At 63.7% G+C, this 16,559-nt stretch carries 19 protein-coding genes; 9 read left to right on the top strand and 10 right to left on the bottom strand.

The genetic code is table 11. The features are described from left to right. The first annotated feature begins 5 nt into the window (after nt 1–5). Together carB and AC5STB_RS13320 are read left to right on the top strand one after the other, a co-directional pair. Entirely contained in the window at nt 6–3,377 is a 3,372-nt protein-coding gene (gene carB / locus AC5STB_RS13325) for a carbamoyl-phosphate synthase large subunit (protein WP_495443297.1), read from the top strand. 258 nt (nt 3,378–3,635) lie between these two features. Continuing rightward, nucleotides 3,636–4,211 (top strand): cytochrome P460 family protein, encoded by a 576-nt coding sequence (locus AC5STB_RS13320; protein ID WP_495443296.1) that lies wholly within the window; start codon nt 3,636–3,638, stop codon nt 4,209–4,211. Nucleotides 4,212–4,319: 108 nt separating this feature from the next. On the opposite strand, the gene AC5STB_RS13315 is transcribed toward AC5STB_RS13320, so the two are convergent. From AC5STB_RS13315 to AC5STB_RS13305, 3 genes are all read right to left on the bottom strand, one after another. Further along, nucleotides 4,320–5,018 carry a trypsin-like serine peptidase gene (locus AC5STB_RS13315; protein WP_495443295.1) on the bottom strand — a complete coding sequence of 233 codons (699 nt, stop codon included), beginning with the start codon at nt 5,016–5,018 and terminating at the stop codon, nt 4,320–4,322. Between the two features lie 364 nt (nt 5,019–5,382). Continuing rightward, nucleotides 5,383–6,384, bottom strand: coding sequence for an arsenical resistance protein ArsH (arsH, locus tag AC5STB_RS13310; RefSeq protein WP_495443294.1), 1,002 nt, complete (start codon nt 6,382–6,384; stop codon nt 5,383–5,385). Next, the gene (locus AC5STB_RS13305; RefSeq protein ID WP_495443293.1) at nt 6,377–6,841 is read right to left on the bottom strand and encodes a hypothetical protein; all 465 of its coding nucleotides are present in this window, start codon (nt 6,839–6,841) and stop codon (nt 6,377–6,379) included. The genes arsH and AC5STB_RS13305 overlap by 8 nt, the downstream gene beginning before the upstream one ends. Before the next feature lie 368 nt (nt 6,842–7,209). Between AC5STB_RS13305 and AC5STB_RS13300 the strand changes: the two genes are divergently transcribed. Both AC5STB_RS13300 and AC5STB_RS13295 read left to right on the top strand, forming a co-directional pair. Beyond that, entirely contained in the window at nt 7,210–7,803 is a 594-nt protein-coding gene (locus tag AC5STB_RS13300; protein WP_495443292.1) for a thymidine kinase, read from the top strand. A 65-nt stretch (nt 7,804–7,868) separates the two neighbouring features. Next, nucleotides 7,869–8,114, top strand: a complete 246-nt coding sequence (locus tag AC5STB_RS13295) for a hypothetical protein (protein WP_495443291.1) — start codon at nt 7,869–7,871, stop codon at nt 8,112–8,114. 9 nt (nt 8,115–8,123) lie between these two features. Here the strand turns inward: AC5STB_RS13295 and AC5STB_RS13290 are convergent, their stop codons facing one another. From AC5STB_RS13290 to AC5STB_RS13275, 4 genes are read right to left on the bottom strand one after another with little or no spacing between them, the layout of a single operon-like run. After that, nucleotides 8,124–9,077 (bottom strand): 2-hydroxyacid dehydrogenase, encoded by a 954-nt coding sequence (locus AC5STB_RS13290; protein ID WP_495443290.1) that lies wholly within the window; start codon nt 9,075–9,077, stop codon nt 8,124–8,126. Between the two features lies 1 nt (nt 9,078). After that, nucleotides 9,079–9,417 (bottom strand): tRNA-binding protein, encoded by a 339-nt coding sequence (locus tag AC5STB_RS13285; protein ID WP_495443289.1) that lies wholly within the window; start codon nt 9,415–9,417, stop codon nt 9,079–9,081. Then, a complete protein-coding gene (gene proC / locus AC5STB_RS13280; RefSeq protein ID WP_495443288.1) occupies nt 9,410–10,225 on the bottom strand; it encodes a pyrroline-5-carboxylate reductase in 816 nt (271 codons plus the stop codon). The genes AC5STB_RS13285 and proC overlap by 8 nt, the downstream gene beginning before the upstream one ends. A gap of 40 nt (nt 10,226–10,265) precedes the next feature. Beyond that, a complete protein-coding gene (locus AC5STB_RS13275) occupies nt 10,266–10,766 on the bottom strand; it encodes a type III secretion system chaperone family protein (RefSeq protein WP_495443287.1) in 501 nt (166 codons plus the stop codon). A 341-nt stretch (nt 10,767–11,107) separates the two neighbouring features. On the opposite strand from AC5STB_RS13275, the gene AC5STB_RS13270 reads away from it, so the two are divergent. Beyond that, on the top strand, nt 11,108–11,272 hold the full coding sequence (locus AC5STB_RS13270; protein ID WP_495443286.1) for a hypothetical protein: 165 nt from the start codon (nt 11,108–11,110) through the stop codon (nt 11,270–11,272). A 73-nt stretch (nt 11,273–11,345) separates the two neighbouring features. On the opposite strand, the gene AC5STB_RS13265 is transcribed toward AC5STB_RS13270, so the two are convergent. From AC5STB_RS13265 to AC5STB_RS13255, 3 genes are all read right to left on the bottom strand, one after another. Next, the gene (locus AC5STB_RS13265) at nt 11,346–11,996 is read right to left on the bottom strand and encodes a hypothetical protein (RefSeq protein ID WP_495443285.1); all 651 of its coding nucleotides are present in this window, start codon (nt 11,994–11,996) and stop codon (nt 11,346–11,348) included. Nucleotides 11,997–12,199: 203 nt separating this feature from the next. Then, nucleotides 12,200–12,751, bottom strand: coding sequence for a 2OG-Fe(II) oxygenase (locus tag AC5STB_RS13260; protein WP_495443284.1), 552 nt, complete (start codon nt 12,749–12,751; stop codon nt 12,200–12,202). Nucleotides 12,752–12,994: 243 nt separating this feature from the next. Further along, the gene (locus tag AC5STB_RS13255; RefSeq protein WP_495443283.1) at nt 12,995–13,240 is read right to left on the bottom strand and encodes an accessory factor UbiK family protein; all 246 of its coding nucleotides are present in this window, start codon (nt 13,238–13,240) and stop codon (nt 12,995–12,997) included. A gap of 97 nt (nt 13,241–13,337) precedes the next feature. On the opposite strand from AC5STB_RS13255, the gene lgt reads away from it, so the two are divergent. The 4 genes from lgt (at nt 13,338) to AC5STB_RS13235 (ending at nt 16,483) form a co-directional block, all read left to right on the top strand. After that, nucleotides 13,338–14,237, top strand: coding sequence for a prolipoprotein diacylglyceryl transferase (gene lgt, locus AC5STB_RS13250; RefSeq protein ID WP_495443282.1), 900 nt, complete (start codon nt 13,338–13,340; stop codon nt 14,235–14,237). Then, nucleotides 14,234–15,301 (top strand): class I SAM-dependent methyltransferase, encoded by a 1,068-nt coding sequence (locus AC5STB_RS13245; protein ID WP_495443281.1) that lies wholly within the window; start codon nt 14,234–14,236, stop codon nt 15,299–15,301. Before lgt ends, AC5STB_RS13245 begins: the two co-directional genes overlap by 4 nt. Next, on the top strand, nt 15,298–16,053 hold the full coding sequence (pgeF, locus tag AC5STB_RS13240) for a peptidoglycan editing factor PgeF (protein ID WP_495443280.1): 756 nt from the start codon (nt 15,298–15,300) through the stop codon (nt 16,051–16,053). The genes AC5STB_RS13245 and pgeF overlap by 4 nt, the downstream gene beginning before the upstream one ends. Before the next feature lie 295 nt (nt 16,054–16,348). Next, the gene (locus AC5STB_RS13235; RefSeq protein WP_495443279.1) at nt 16,349–16,483 is read left to right on the top strand and encodes a hypothetical protein; all 135 of its coding nucleotides are present in this window, start codon (nt 16,349–16,351) and stop codon (nt 16,481–16,483) included. Nucleotides 16,484–16,559: the final 76 nt, after the last annotated feature.

The following is a 16,559-nucleotide window of genomic DNA, read 5'->3' as shown; positions in this document are numbered from 1 at the left end:
TGGCCATGCCTAAAAGAACCGACATCCAGTCGATCATGATCATCGGAGCCGGTCCGATCGTCATCGGGCAGGCCTGCGAGTTTGACTACTCCGGCGCCCAGGCCTGCAAGGCGCTGCGCGAAGAGGGCTACCGGGTCGTTCTGGTGAACTCCAACCCGGCCACCATCATGACCGATCCGGGCCTGGCCGACGCCACCTATATCGAGCCGATCACCCCGGAAGTGGTTGCCAAGATCATCGAGAAAGAGCGCCCCGATGCGCTGCTGCCGACCATGGGCGGGCAGACCGGCCTCAACACCTCGCTGGCGCTGGAAGAAATGGGCGTGCTGGAGAAATTCGGCGTTGAGATGATCGGCGCCAAGCGCGACGCCATTGAAATGGCCGAGGACCGCAAGCTGTTCCGCGAAGCGATGGACCGCCTCGGCATCGAAAACCCCAAGGCCACCATCGTCACCGCCCCCAAGCGTGAAAACGGCACCGCCGACCTGGACGAAGGCGTCCGTATCGCACTGGAAGCGCTGGATGAAATCGGCCTGCCCGCGATCATCCGCCCCGCCTTCACCCTCGGCGGCACCGGCGGCGGCGTCGCTTATAACCGCGACGATTACATTCACTTCTGCCGCTCCGGCATGGATGCTTCGCCGGTGAACCAGATCCTGGTCGACGAGAGCCTGCTGGGCTGGAAGGAATACGAGATGGAAGTGGTCCGCGACAAGGCGGACAACGCGATCATCGTCTGCTCCATCGAAAACGTCGACCCGATGGGCGTGCACACCGGCGACTCGATCACCGTGGCGCCGGCGCTGACGCTGACCGACAAAGAATACCAGATCATGCGCACCCACTCGATCAACGTGCTGCGCGAGATCGGTGTGGAAACCGGCGGCTCCAACGTGCAGTGGGCGGTGAACCCCGCCGACGGCCGCATGGTGGTGATCGAGATGAACCCGCGGGTGTCGCGCTCCTCCGCTCTGGCCTCCAAGGCAACCGGCTTCCCGATTGCCAAGATCGCGGCCAAGCTGGCGGTGGGCTACACCCTGGACGAGCTGGACAACGACATCACCAAGGTGACCCCGGCCTCGTTTGAGCCGACCATCGACTATGTCGTCACCAAGATCCCGAAATTCGCGTTTGAGAAATTCCCGGGCTCCGAGCCCTACCTCACCACCGCGATGAAATCGGTGGGTGAGGCGATGGCCATCGGCCGCACCATCCATGAAAGCTTGCAAAAGGCGCTGGCTTCGATGGAATCGGGCCTCACCGGCTTTGACGAAGTTGCCATCGACGGCGTCAACGCCGGCCCGTGGGAGCCCGCAGGCGACACCGCCGCGGTGATCAAGGCGATCGGCCAGCAGACCCCCGACCGGATGCGCACCATCGCGCAGGCGATGCGCCACGGGTTGTCTGATGACGAAATCCACGCCGTTACCAAATTCGACCCCTGGTTCCTGGCCCGCATCCGCGAGATCGTCGAAGCCGAGGCTGAAATCCGCGACGGCGGCCTGCCGTCGGACGAAAAAGGCCTGCGCGCGCTCAAGATGCTGGGCTTTACCGACGCCCGCCTGGCCAAGCTGACCGGCCAAAAAGAGGCAGACGTCCGCAAGGCCCGCCGCGCGGCCGGCGTCAACGCCGTGTTTAAGCGGATCGACACCTGCGCCGCCGAGTTCGAGGCACAGACCCCCTATATGTACTCGACCTACGAGGCCCCGGCATTCGGCGACGTCGAATGCGAAGCACGCCCCTCGGACAAGAAGAAAGTCGTCATCCTCGGCGGCGGCCCCAACCGGATCGGCCAGGGCATCGAGTTCGACTACTGCTGCTGCCACGCCTGCTTTGCGCTGACCGGCGCGGGCTTTGAAACCATCATGATCAACTGCAACCCGGAAACAGTGTCGACCGACTATGACACCTCGGACCGGCTGTATTTCGAACCGCTGACCTTCGAGCACGTGATGGAGATCCTGCGGGTGGAGCAGGACAACGGCACCCTGCACGGCGTCATCGTGCAGTTCGGCGGCCAGACCCCGCTGAAACTGGCGAACGCGCTGGAGGAAGAGGGCATCCCGATCCTGGGCACCTCCCCCGACGCCATCGATCTGGCCGAAGACCGCGAGCGGTTCCAGGCGCTGGTCAACCAGCTGGGCCTGAAGCAGCCGAAGAACGGCATCGCCTCCACCGATGAACAGGCGCTGGCCATTGCTGAGGACATTGGATTCCCGCTGGTGATCCGCCCGTCTTATGTTCTGGGCGGCCGGGCGATGGAAATCGTCCGCGACATGGACCAGCTGAAGCGCTACATCGCCGAGGCGGTGGTGGTCTCCGGCGACAGCCCGGTGCTGCTGGACAGCTACCTGGCCGGTGCGGTGGAACTGGACGTGGACGCGCTGTGTGACGGTAAGGACGTGCACGTCACCGGCATCATGCAGCACATTGAAGAGGCCGGCGTGCACTCCGGCGACAGTGCCTGCTCGCTGCCGCCCTACTCGCTTGAAAAGGGCATGATCGAACAGATCAAGGAACAGACCAACGCCCTGGCGCTGGCGCTGAACGTGGTCGGCCTGATGAACGTGCAGTTCGCGATCAAGGCCAATGAAGCCGGGGAAGAGGAGATCTTCCTGATCGAGGTGAACCCGCGTGCGTCGCGCACTGTGCCGTTTGTGGCCAAGGCCACCGACAGCGCCATCGCCTCCATCGCTGCCCGCGTGATGGCCGGGGAGCCGCTGACCAATTTCCCGATGCGTGCGCCTTACGAACCGGACGCAGGCTATGACGTGAACACCCCGATGGCCGATCCGATGACCCTGGCCGACCCGGACATGCCCTGGTTCTCGGTCAAGGAAGCGGTGCTGCCGTTTGCCCGTTTCCCGGGCGTCGACACCATCCTCGGCCCGGAAATGCGCTCCACCGGCGAAGTCATGGGCTGGGACCGCTCCTTTGCCCGCGCCTTCCTCAAGGCGCAGATGGGTGCCGGCATGGTGCTGCCGTCCAAGGGCCGCGCCTTCATCTCGATCAAGGATGCGGACAAGGGCAAACTGATGCTTGAGGCCGCGCAGATCCTGGTGGAACAGGGCTTTACCCTGGTCGCCACCCGCGGCACCCAAAGCTGGCTGGACAGCCAGGGCGTCGCCTGCGAGCTGGTGAACAAGGTCTATGAAGGCCGCCCGCACGTGGTGGACATGCTGAAGGACGGCGATGTCCAGCTCTTGATGAACACCACCGAGGGCGCGCAAGCCGTTGAGGACAGCAAGGAAATGCGCTCCGTCGCGCTCTATGACAAGATCCCCTATTTCACCACCGCGGCCGGTTCCAACGCCGCTGCGCGTGCGATTAAGGCCCAGGCCGAAGGGGATGTCGAAGTGAAGTCCTTGCAGGGCTGAGCAATTTCCCGGAAACGCTCCTGGGGAGCGTTCCGCTTGCCACCGGGCGGAGCCCCGGACGGTCCTGCACGGGCGCCCCTCGGCGCAAACAGCATTGAAAGCCCCGGGAATTCCCCGGGGCTTTTCCTTTGCGCACCCGGTCGTGTCCCGCCCAGCCGTCACGAAGCCGTGTTGAGGAGTGACCGCGCGCGCTCCCGGATCTGTGCGACCCTGAACGGCACCACATGTTTTGCAGCAGCACGTTTAGGGAGAAGGGCCATGACATCACAACTGACACTCACCGCAGGACTTCTGGCCATTGCCCCCTTGGCCGCTTTTGCCCAGGATTGCCCGGTGGAGGGCGATCCTCTGGACCTCGGGGATGAGGCCGTCGCCGCCCTCTATGATTGCATCGAAGCCCGGATGGCCGAGGGCTACGCCGCAGAAGGCAACCCGGTTGCAGGTGAATTCCGCTCCTGGCAGGTGACCTCTACCCGCCCGGCCCTGGCCGGGCCGCATGGCGAGCGGTTCCTGCAGACCTTTGCCAACGGCATTGCCGCCGAGCAGTACCTGAAGTTCGCCGAAGAAGGGGTCGAGATGCCCGCAGGCTCAGTTCTGGCCAAGGAGAGCTTTGCAGTGAAGGATGGCAAGGCGGTGCCCGGCCCGTTGTTCATCATGACCAAGCTGGCCGAGGGCGAGGCCCCGGAGGCCGGCGGCTGGCTCTATGCCGCGCTGATGCCCAACGGCAAGGAAATGAAGATCCAGCAAAGCTTCTGCGCCGGCTGCCATTTGAACTGGGAGGCCCAGGACAGCCTCGCCTACCCGATGGAGGAGGTGCGTCTCAGCAGCGAATAACCGCGGCCCTGACGCCGGAAATGGAAGCAGCCCCGAGGGAACAGAGCGGGGCTGCTTCGCGGTCTGCTGCCCTGAGACGGCGGCAGCAGGTATGATTGCGGGCCTGACTCAGCCCGCCTGGCGGATCAGCGCTTGCAGCTCATGCCCCAGCGGCGCTGCCAGCGACACACCCTTGCCGCCCATCCGCGCCTTGGAGGAAATCACCGACACCAGCCGCGGCATCCGCCCCGGGCGGGTCTGCAGCACCGGCGATCCGGAGGCTCCGAAATCGACCCGGCAGCTGGTCACGACAGAGGATTGCCGGGCTGCGATCACATGGCAGGCGCTCTGCAGCCGGGGCGAGGTGGCATTGCTGTGCGAATAGGACATCACGTCCACACGTGCCCCTTTTTCCGGCGCCGCAGCCAGAGACAGCGGCCGCACCAGATCACCGCTGATCGCCCGGTCCAGGCGCAGCACGGCAATGTCGGTGCCGGTCCGGAACTGGCCGGTCTGGCCGTGCCGGTAGCCGGGGTGAATGGCCGCCTTGGCAACCCGGCGCGCGGCCTTGGACTGACGGCCGTTGAGACCGGCCTCAAAGGTGATGCTGCGCGGGCTCACCGCCCGGCCGTTGCGGATGTCATACATGCAGTGCGCGGCAGTCACCACCAGGTCCGGGGCGATCAAAGTGGCCGTGCACATGGCCCGGCCGCCAATGTTCAGCCGGCCCACGGCTTCCCAGCCGGGCACCCCCTGCCCGCCAGCACCAGCACCTCCTGCGCTGCATCCAAAAACAATCGCGGCGGCAATTCCAAATAAGCGTCTCATAACTCACACTCCATGTTCCCACCCTTTCATCTTGGGTGAGTCCTGAGGCCGGAATGCGGCCTGCTGCGGTGCCGCGCAGGCAGAAAGATGCGCAGAATAAGACAGGCTTAACAAAAAGTTAACGGGCGCCTGTTTTGCAGACCCAGCCGCGCGGAAACCCCTTGTTTACTTAACGGCTGCAGTCAATTTTCTGAAAATTCCTGAAGAAACAGCAGAAAATCCCGACTGTTTCGTTAGGAGAAAATCCTGCGGTTTTCGCTGGTTTTACGGATTTTCCGTCCCCGGCCGGTAACGCCGCGGCCAAATACGGCGCAAATGAGCCTTAACAATTGGCTAAAGATCCGGATTGGCGCCGCCCAATAGCTTAACAGCCTTCCACACCTTCAGCGCGAACCGGCAATAAACGGCTCACCCTGCCGCTTGCGAAGCCCGCCGCTGGCCCCGGGAAACGGCGCCCGGCAACAATGATCCGCAATGATGCAAATGGAGCCTCGAAATGCGCCACGCCCTGATCCTGACCGCCCTGCTGGCTCTTGCCGCTTGCGATGTGCCGCTGATCCCGCTGATCTAAAGCATCAAAGGCCCCGGCATCAGCCGCGGCCCCGTCCAGCTCTCCTTGGGCGGTTTGCCCCCCGGTTATTTCCGGGACACCCGCTTTGTGCACCTCTTCCGCGCTTTCCACCCGTTCGGAATAGCGGTCAGTCAGGTAATCCTTGCGGCCGCGCACCAGCCAGGTGAACTTCGCCAGCTCTTCCATCACATCCACCAGGCGGCGGTAGAACGGGCCGTCAGGCAGGCGCTCGCCCTCCTCGAACTCCAGCCAGGCCTTGGGGATGGAGCTTTGGTTCGGGATCGTCACCATCCGCATCCAGCGGCCCAGGATACGCATCTGATTGACAGCGTTGAAGCTTTGCGAACCGCCAGAGACCTGCATCACCGCCAGCGTCTTGCCCTGGGTGGTGCGGATGCCGCCCTGCAGGGACAACGGCAGCCAGTCGATCTGCAGCTTCATGATGCCGGTCATCGCGCCGTGACGCTCCGGGCTGGACCAGACCATGCCCTCGGACCACACTGCCAGCGCGCGCAGCTCTTCCACTTTGGGATGCTCCGCCGCGCCCGCATCATCCGGCAGCGGCAGGCCGGATGGATCGAAGATCCGCGTCTCGCAGCCCAGGGCGCGCAGCACCCGCGCCGCTTCCTCCGCCGCCTTGCGGGAATAGCTTACCTCGCGCAGGGAGCCGTAAAGCAGCAGGATCCGCGGCGGGTGGCGCGGATCGTCCGGCGCCGCCAGCAGGTCCGCATCAACCGGATGCAGCTGCTCTGCCGCAATTCCCGGCAGATCGTTCAGATCAGATGTGTCAGGCACTTCCTTCTTCCAGGTGCAGCTTCATGTCCAGCAGCACCTGCTGCAACAGCACCGTCTCACGCAGCAGCCGCTTGGCCTCATTGACGGTGATGATGCCATCTTCCATCGCGGCCTGGTATTCGCACATCAGCTGGGCAAACCGCTGGCTGAGGGCAATCACATCTGAGTTCACACCGCCGCTGCGGCCGGTTTCCTCGGCACTGCCGTTGCCATTGTAGGACAGCGTTATGTTCTTCAGGTCCGCCAGCGCAGAGGTCACATGCGGATAAGACGCGGCGCTTTCCAGCTTGGCCACCGCATCCACCGGCATGAACCGGTCAGCATGCTCTGCATTGTCCGAATAATACCGCCCCAGCGTCGCCTTGGATTTGCCGGTGATCTGACATGCAGCTTCGATGCCCACATCCTTGACCAGCGCCTCGGTGTGCTTTTTCAAATACGTGCCGATTTCCGCCATAAATTTCCTGCCAGGCTTGACCGCCGCCCCCCCAAGGGGAACGAACCAGTTAATTTCCCATATCCGAGTATTAGAGGAATTGCGATACCTTATCCATCCCTCAGGTTTTCAGGGATTTAGCAAGTGACATGGTGCAATTGGCATCTGTTGTCCAGTGCAAAGCAGGACGGGTGAGTGACGTCCTGCCTGCAGGGTAATTGGTCTGCCCGGAACTTGTGCCCGCCGGGGCAAATGGCGTTGGCCGCCACAGGGGTTTTGTTCCACCCCGGCCGCGTCTGCCCCGGCAGGCCTTCCTCAGCCGCAGGTTCCAGTGTTTCAGGCCAAGAATCTGGTTTTCCCGGTGCCCGCCAGCAGGTAAACCCGCCGCCATGGCCAAGCTCTATTTCAATTACTCCACCATGAACGCGGGCAAGTCGACGGTGCTGCTGCAGGCCTCGCACAACTACCGCGAAAACCGCATGGACACCTACCTGCTGACAGCGCGGCTGGACGACCGCGCCGGCAGCGGCAGGATCGCGTCGCGCATCGGCATCGGTGAGGACGCAGACATGTTTACCGCGGGCGACGACCTGTTTGCGCGCATCGAACAGCGCCTGGCCCAAGGCCCGCTGGCGGCGATTTTCGTGGATGAGGCGCAGTTCCTTGCGCCGCAGCAGGTCTGGCAGCTGGCCCGCGTGGTCGATGACCTGCGGGTGCCGGTGCTGGCCTACGGCCTGCGGGTGGATTTCCAGGGCAACCTGTTCCCCGGATCCGCCACCCTGCTGGCGCTGGCTGATGAAATGCGCGAAGTGCGCACCATCTGCCATTGCGGCAAGAAGGCCACGATGGTGGTGCGCCAGGACGATCAGGGCCGGGTGATGACCGAGGGCGACCAGGTGCAGATCGGCGGCAACGAAACCTATGTCTCGCTCTGCCGCCGCCACTGGCGCGAGGCAGTGGGCGGGCCGGCGCAAATGGGCTGATCCGGGAACCCGGCCTCTTCCGTCTGCGTTACCCTACCGTAACCGACCTTTCAAAGGAGGCCGCCATGCCCGTTCGGGACCCGCTGGCCGGCAAGCTGCGCTTTCACATGGCCAGCCTGGCAGGCGCCTGCATCGCAGGCGCCCTGATCATCGCTTCATTCACCCTCGGCTTCTATTCCTGGCAGTCGATCGCCGTCTGCATCGTCATCGCCGCCCTTGCCGCCTGGCCGGCAGGCGTGTTTCTGACCCGCAAGATCAAGCGGGACGATCCGGCTTGGGACGACAAGCAGGACAAGCCCAAGGACGTCTGACCCGGACCGTCAGACCCGGTTCGGCAGCGCCTCGCCCGCGAGGCAGGCGGCAACATTGTCCAGCGCCATATGGCCCATGTTGTTGCGCACCTCCTCTGTGGCGGTGCCCAGATGCGGCAGCAGGGTGGCGTTGTCCATATCAATCAGCGCCTGCGGCACCTTGGGTTCGAACTCATAGACATCCAGCCCCGCGCCGCCGATGCGGTTGTTTTGCAGCGCGTCGATCAGCGCCGCCTCCTCCACCACTTCGCCGCGGGCGATGTTGATCAAATGCGCGTGCGGCTGCATCGCGTTCAGCACCCCGGCGTTGATCAGATGCGTCGTCTCAGGCCCGCCCGGCACGGCCACCACCAGGAAATCCACCTCGCCCGCCATGGCAATCAGGCTCTCGGCCCGGTCGGCTGGAAAGTCCAGCTCCTTGGGGGAGCGCGCCACATAGGACACCTCCATGCCAAAGCCGAAATGGCAGCGCCGCGCAATCGCCTGGCCGATACGGCCCATGCCGGCGATGCCCACACGCTTGCCGGTGGCGTGCAGTCCCAGCATCTGGGTCGGGTGCCAGCCCTGCCAATCCCCCTTGCGCAGCATCCGCTCGCCCTCGGACGCGCGGCGCGCCGACATCAGGATCAGCGTCATTGCAATATCTGCGGTGGCATCGGTCACCGCACCCGGCGTGTTGGTCACCTCGACGCCCGCCGCGCGCGCAGCCTCCACGTCGATGTGGTTGTAGCCGACGCCAAAGTTGGCCAGCAGCTTGCAGCGGGGCGTGCCCGCCTTGGCAAAGATCTCTGCCGTGAACCTGTCACCCAGCGTCGGCACGACAATGTCGAACTCTGCCAGCGCGCGCAGCATCTCCGCCTCATTCATCACCGCGTTAGTTTCACGGATTTCCAGATCAGCAAAGGCCTCCCGCGCCCGTGCCGTGACCGCTGCCGTCATCGGCCGCGCAATCCAGATTTTCATTTCAGTGCATCCTCCCGCCCAGCGGGACCTTTCCATCGGGACCCGCCAGGAATATCTCTCCGTTTTCATCCGGCAGGCCCAGAACCAGGATCTCTGACATGAACGTGCCGATCTGCCGCGGCGGGAAGTTTACGACGGCCAGAACCTGCTTGCCCACCAGCGTTTCCGGCATGTAATGCGCCGTAATCTGCGCTGAGCTCTTTTTTACGCCGATTTCAGCCCCGAAATCGACCCAGAGCTTGATTGCCGGCTTGCGCGCCTCGGGAAACGGCTCTGCGCGCACGACTTCGCCCACGCGGATGTCGACCTTCATAAAGTCATCGAATTTGATCTCAGCCACGCGACAGCTCCTTGGAGCGGTTGGTGGCCGCCGCAACCGCACGGTTCAACAAGGCCGGGAAACCATCCGTCTCATCCATCAGCACCTCAAGCGCTGCCTGGGTGGTGCCATTGGGGCTGGTCACATTGACGCGCAGCTGGCTGGGGCTTTCCTCTGCCGCTTCTGCCAGCGCACCGGCGCCTGCTACGGTTGCCTTGGCCAGTTTCATCGCCAGTTCCGCCGGCAGCCCCTGCGCCTCGCCCGCGGCGGCCAGCGTCTCGATCAGGTGGAACACATAGGCAGGGCCGGAGCCGCTGACACCGGTGACGGCATCCATCTGGCCCTCGTTCTGCAGCCGCACGGTCTGCCCCACGGCTTGCAGCAGCCCCTCGGCGCGGTCGACATCTGCATCACTGGTATGAGCATTGCCGATAATCGCGGTAATGCCGCGCCCGACGGCGGCCGGCGTGTTCGGCATCGCCCGCACGATCGGCGACTGCGCGCCCAGAACATCTTCGAATGTCGCGATTGAGGTGCCCGCTGCAACGGAAATGAACAGGGTGGAGCCGTTACCGTAGCTTTGCAGGGTGGGCAGTGCCTCGCCCATCATCTGCGGCTTCACGGCGATCAGCACGATCCCCGGCGCCGCAGGCAGCTCTGCGTTGATGTGAACGCCGGTGCCCTTCAGCCAGTCCGACGGGTTCGGATCAATCACCCAGACCGAGGATGCGGGCAAACCGCCCTCCAGCCATCCGGCCAGCATCGCCGATCCCATCTTGCCGCAGCCCAGCAGCACCAGGCCGCGTGCAGCAATATCCTGCATATCCATATGTCGCCCCTCCCCTTGGTGTCAGGTTCAGGGCACAGGTTTACGCCCGGCCGTAGGCCTCTGCAATGGCGACCTGCATCGCCTCCTGCGGGCTGCGCTTGCCCCAGACCGCCAGCTGGATCGCCGGATAGTAGCGTTCCGCATTGGCCACGGCTGCGTTCAGCATCGCGTCGATCTGCTGCGGGCTGGCCATCTGGCCGCCGGACAGCATCAGCCCGTAACGGAACAGCATCAGCTTGTGGTCAGCCCAATAGGTGAAGGAGCCTTCCCAGCACTGGTCGTTCATGCAGTTGATCAGCTCATACAGCCGCGGCAGCTCTGCCTCCGGCGGCTCCATCTCAAAGCTGCAAACCAGCCGCAGGCATTCCTCATAGCCCGACCAGGCCAGCGTTAGCGAATAGGTGCGCCACTGCCCTTCCACCGACATGGCGATCTGATCGTCCCCGACCCTGTCGAAATCCCAATCATGGTGCGACGCCAGCGTCTCGACGATGTCGATCGGATGGACGTCTTCTTCCAGGTGAAGCTCGGATAGTGCCATGATGCCACCTCTCTGATTGCCTAGCTAACCGGGCACAGCAGTACCCTGTAGCTGGTTTTTTCTGCTATGGGACGGGGAGGCATCCCCGCTCCCATACTAGATATGGTGGGCCTGAATTGATGTTCTGGCAACCTTTATTTTGGGGATATCTGCAATAACTTGTGGATGAACTATCCACAGCCCCCTAAATGCCGGCTGCGTGACTATGGAGCGGGGAACACCTTCGGTAAAGCGGAAACTGCCTGCCCGGCCCGTATTCCGCAGCCACCGCACCGCCCGCAGCCAGCACCGTTGAATCCGCCGCCGCCCGCCCCCATACCTAAGGTACGGAGGCAGCCCGAATGACCATCGAAGATATCTGGCCCCAATACCGCAGCCGCCTGCGCGGCTTCCTGCGCTCCCGCTTATGTATCCCCGAATACGTCAAGGGTATTCCCCGGCATCTCGATCTGGATCCACACCAGCCTGTCGGAACTAGGGGACAGCGGCAAGCTGCCCCGCTGTAGTTTTGCGCCCCGGAAAAACCGCGAGGTGAACAGTGGCAAGTTCCAACAGACGGAATATGAGCCGGACTTGTTGTCACGCTCCTTCACACCCGCCCTCTACAGGTTCCCGTCTCACAATGCTAACCGACCAATCCGAGGTGGGGTTACCGGGCTTAGAATAAAACCGGACCAAAACACCTGGTGTTTTTCCACAGGTATTCACTGAATGGAGCGGGGCATTTCCTACACCGCTTAAGCTTTTATAAAATTCCGTTTCATCAATGAAAGTCTTACTTCTTAAGGCCGCCTTGACCCAGCCCCTTACAATCTTCTCAGCCCGCCTTCTCGACACGAACTCCAACGGCAGACGGGACGCGATCTTTTCGTTTTGCTTCGCGTAGGAATCAATTTTCCATTGCTGCAGAGGTGCAATCAGACATTGCCTGTCTATGACTGCGCCGTTTCTTGAGGTCTTGATCGTATCTGCACTCACTTCAACTGCTATCGACGGATGAACATAGCCGACGTCGAGACGAAATTTTTTCTCTGCACCACGAGAGGTCGCGCTTTCTTTTTCTCCAATCATCCATTGCTCACTTGGAGGATTACTTGCATTTCCTCCAACCCACTCAACACAATTACCAATCATGGAGGCCAGACCACCAGAACTGTCCGCGTTCGCGGCGGACGCTGACATCAATAGTGTCACTAGACCCGAAACACTCAAAATGTGGCGTCTCATCATTCTTTCACCTCACCTTAGGGAAACGTCTTTTCACTTCAACTGGCTAAAATCTCGGAATACACATAGCCTCACCGTCTATGTTTCTTCACTTCAAAATTGTAAACACTGTCTGTGGCTAGACATGGCGCTCAGGGCATTCGTCCTGATTGAAACCTGCCCAAAGCTGCTAAGCGGCAAGCTGGCAACCGGCCTGCCGCGCCGCTTCAGCGGAAGGCCGGCCCGTGCGCCCAGACTGTCAGTGACTTGCGCTCACCGCGGGTGACCGGCGTCACCTGGTGCAGCAGGAAGCTGGGGAACACCGTGGCGCTGCCCTGCCCCCTGCTGGCGGCCACCACATGGGCGCCCGGCATGATCTCCAGTTCGCCGCCGTCATAAGACCCCGGCTTGCTCAGCTGCACAATCAGGCTCAGCTTGCGCTTGCCCGCCACCGGCCCGTCGCCGATGTCGGAATGCCAGGTGAAATGACCGCCGTCCTTGGCCCTGTAGCGGGCCACCTGCGGGCTTTCGGCAAACTCGCGCAGGTCAAAGCCGAAGCGCTCCTTGTTGGCGCGGCGCACAAGGGAAATCAACCGGTCCATCACCCAGGTGGTGCCCGGCACATCGTCCAGCCACACCACGCTGGCGCGGCGCAGGTTGTGATCGCGGGCTTGGCCCACCAGCAGCGCCTCGCTGTCCGGCGCCTCCTCCGCCTTGCGGATAATCTCCGCGCATTCCCGCGCGCTGAACGCCCCCGGCACCGTATAGACAGACACCATGCTGTGATCCTCTGATGAAGCTGAGGCAGCATGTAACGCGCCGCCCGCAGCCCGCTGCACAATTTTCGACCCCGCGGACGGAAAGCGACCTGTTTTTATCCACAGCCCCGCAGGGCAGCCATGCGCGGAGTGCAAACCCGCCGCCCCGACCTGCCTGCCAAGTCACAAAAAAGCCCGCCGCAGGTCTCCCTGCCGCAGGCTCTCATTCACCGCAGGGCGGGCCATCCGCCCGCCTGCGCGGCTTTACTTCTGCGACGCCTCCAGCGCGTCCAGCCGCGCCTTCAGGGCTTCGTTCTCTTCGCGTGCTTTCTGCGCCATTGCGCGCACCGCGTCGAATTCCTCGCGGGTGACGAAATCGCGGTCGGCCAGCCAGCGGTCGATCATGCTCTTCAGCGCGGTGTCCGCCTCATCCTTGGCGCCCTGGGCCACGCCCATCGCATTTGTCATCAGCTGCGAAATATCATCCAGGATCTTGTTTCGGGTCTGCATGTTCTTCTCCGTCTCGGGGTTGTCTCTTATATGGGCAAGCAGGCGCGCGGCTGCAAGCCGTTGACTTCCCCCGAAGAGCAGGGGCATTCAGACGCACATGCAGGCCATGATCCAATTCCCCGACCTCTCGCCCGAGATTTTCTCGATCTCCATTGGCAGTTTCGAATTTGCCCTGCGCTGGTATGCGCTGGCCTATATCGCCGGCATCCTTATCGCCTGGCGCCTTGCCGTGGCCGCCCTGCGCCGCCCCGCGCTGTGGCCCGCCGGCCAGCCGCCGATGAAACCGCAGCAGGTGGAGGATCTGCTAACCTGGATCATCCTCGGCGTGATCCTCGGCGGGCGGCTCGGGTTCGTGCTGTTCTACCAGCCCGCCTACTACCTGGCGCACCCGGGCGAGATCCTGAAGATCTGGCAGGGCGGCATGGCTTTTCACGGCGGGCTGATCGGCGTGGTCCTGGCCACCCTGATCTACGCCGCCCGCCACAACATCCCCAAGCTGCAGATCTCAGACCTGGTTGCCCACTCCGTGCCGCCGGGGCTGCTGCTGGGGCGGCTGGCAAATTTCGTCAACGCAGAGCTTTGGGGCCGCCCGACAGACCTGCCCTGGGGCGTTGCCTTCCCCGGACAGGCGGCGCAGGACTGCGGCCAGGCGCTGGGTGAGCTTTGCGCCCGCCATCCCTCGCAGCTTTACGAGGCCTTGATGGAGGGGCTGATCCTGGGGGCGCTGCTGCTGTACCTCGCCTGGCGCCGGGGGGCCTTCCATACCCCGGGCCGCCTTTTGGGTGTGTTCCTGGCGGGCTACGGGCTGGCCCGGTTCATTGTTGAGTTCTTCCGCCAGCCGGATGCGCAGTTCGTCACCCCCGGCAACCCGCTGGGGCTGGCCTGGCACATCGACGGCATCGGCCTCACCCAGGGCCAGGCGCTGTCGCTGCCGATGACCGCCGTCGGTCTCTGGTTCCTGATCCGCGCCCGCCACGCGGCCCGGAGCACCGCATGACCCTTTTGGACCACCTCACTGCCCGCATCCGTGCCGATGGTCCGATGTCGGTGGCCGGCTATATGGCGGACTGCCTGCTGCACCCGCAGTTCGGCTATTACTCCACCCGCGACCCGCTGGGGGCCAAGGGCGATTTCATCACCGCGCCGGAAATCAGCCAGATGTTCGGTGAGCTGATCGGCCTCGCCCTGGCGCAGGCCTGGCTCGACCAAGGGTCGCCTGCGCCTTTCACCTTGGCGGAACTCGGCCCCGGCCGCGGCACCCTGATGGCGGACCTTTTGCGCGCCACCCGCGGCGTGCCCGGTTTCCACGCCGCCATGCAGATCTATCTGGTCGAAGCCTCGCCCGCCCTGCGTGCAGCCCAGTCCAGGACGCTGAAAAGCTACGCCCCCCAATGGCTGGACACAGTGGACGCCCTGCCCGATCAGCCGCTGCTCCTGGTGGCAAATGAATTCTTCGACGCCCTGCCCATCCGCCAATTCCTCCGCGCGCGAGATGGCTGGAGCGAAAAGCGCATCGGCCTCCAGGACGGCGTGCTTGCCTTCGGCCTCGGCCCCGCCGCACCGCAGCCCGCGCTGGACCACCGGCTGCAGGACACGCAGGACGGCGATCTGGTCGAGATCTGCGAAGCCGCGGCGCCCGTCACCCAATCCATCGCCGCCCGAATCGCTGCCCATGGCGGCGCCGCGCTGATCGTGGACTACGGCGACTGGCGCGCACTCGGCGACACCCTGCAGGCCTTGCGCGCGCATGAACCCGCCGGTCCGCTGCAGACCCCGGGCGAGGCTGACCTGACGGCGCATGTGGACTTCGAGGTACTGGCCATGGCGGCAAAAACCGCCGGTTGCGCCTTTACCCGCCTCACCCCGCAGGGCGTGTTCCTCGAACGGCTCGGCATCACCGACCGCGCCCGCGCCTTGGCCGCCCCGCTCCAGGGAGAGGCGCTGGACTCCCTGATCGCCGCACATCGGCGGTTGACGCACCCGGAGGAAATGGGAAACCTGTTCAAAGTGCTCGGCCTCTATCCTTCGGCGGCCGCCCCTTTGCCAGGATTGAACCCATGACGCTTGAAATTCTCACGTCCGATCTGCTTGGCCCGGTGCGGCACGGTTTTTTCACCCGCAGGGGCGGCGCATCCTCCGGCATCTACCGCGGCCTGAACTGCGGTCTCGGCTCCACCGATCAGCGCGAGGCGGTGCAGATCAACCGCAACCGCGTGGCCGCCGCAATGGAGGTGCCGCCGGAAAACCTGAGCGCTGTGCATCAGGTCCACAGCGCCGATGTGCACGTGGTGACGGAACCGTCCCAGGACCGGCCCCAGGCGGATGCAATGGTCACCAACGTTCCCGGCCTGGCGTTGTCGATCCTGACCGCCGACTGCCAGCCGGTACTGTTCGCGGACCCGGAGGCGGGCGTCGTCGGTGCCGCCCACGCGGGCTGGCGCGGCACCCTGGACGGGGTGCTGGAAGCCACGCTGGAGGCGATGGAAGGCCTCGGCGCGCGGCGCGAAGACACCGCCGCGGTGATCGGCCCGGCCATTTCCCAGCGTGCCTATGAGGTCGGCCCGGAGTTCTTTGACGACTTCATGATGCAGGACGACGGCTATGCCCGCTTCTTTGCCAGTGGCGAGGGCGGCCGCTACCTGTTCGACCTGCCCGGCCTCGGCCTGCACAAGCTGCGCCAGGCCGGTATCGGCGCTGCGGAATGGAGCCGCCACTGCACCTATTCCGACCCTGAGAAATTCTTCTCTTACCGCCGCGCCACCCACGCCAAGGAGGCCGACTACGGCCGCCTGATCTCCTGCATCCGGCTGTAGGGACTGCCCCTGCTCTGTTAATCCAGGCAATTATGGCGGATTTGATAAAATTCCGCCGCATTCCCGTGTGACGCGGCGTCAACCCCTCAGGACTCCTCCATTTTTCCCTGTGAAATCAGAACTCTGCCGAAACAGCTTACGCGCTGTCCGCGTAACAGACCCATGTGCCGCGAGTCCTGAAATGCCCCCGCCACGCCTTAATCAGGGCGCAAAGATTACCCATAAAAAGGTCAGACCAATAAAACAGCAGCCGCCCGGATCCGGGTGCCGCTGCCGGGCGAAGGACAGACTGACCATGAAAACGAACAAGCGTTTCATTGCCGCGATCATCCGCTCCGCCAAGAGCGAATCCACCCCTCTGCCCTGGGCCGTTGCCCGGCGCGGTGCGGGCCGGTTGCGCAGCGGCGCAGCAATGCGGAAACTGGGTTAACGCCGGGGACGGATGCCCCGGAAGCGGCCCCCCTGGCGCAGCCGCGCCAGCCCGGCCAGCCGCCTAAGGGGCATCC

Source organism: Leisingera sp. CC-HEC093 (genome assembly GCF_059429195.1).
The sequence above is the reverse complement of the archived record's forward strand: the minus strand, read 5'-3'. Positions and strand labels throughout refer to the sequence as shown.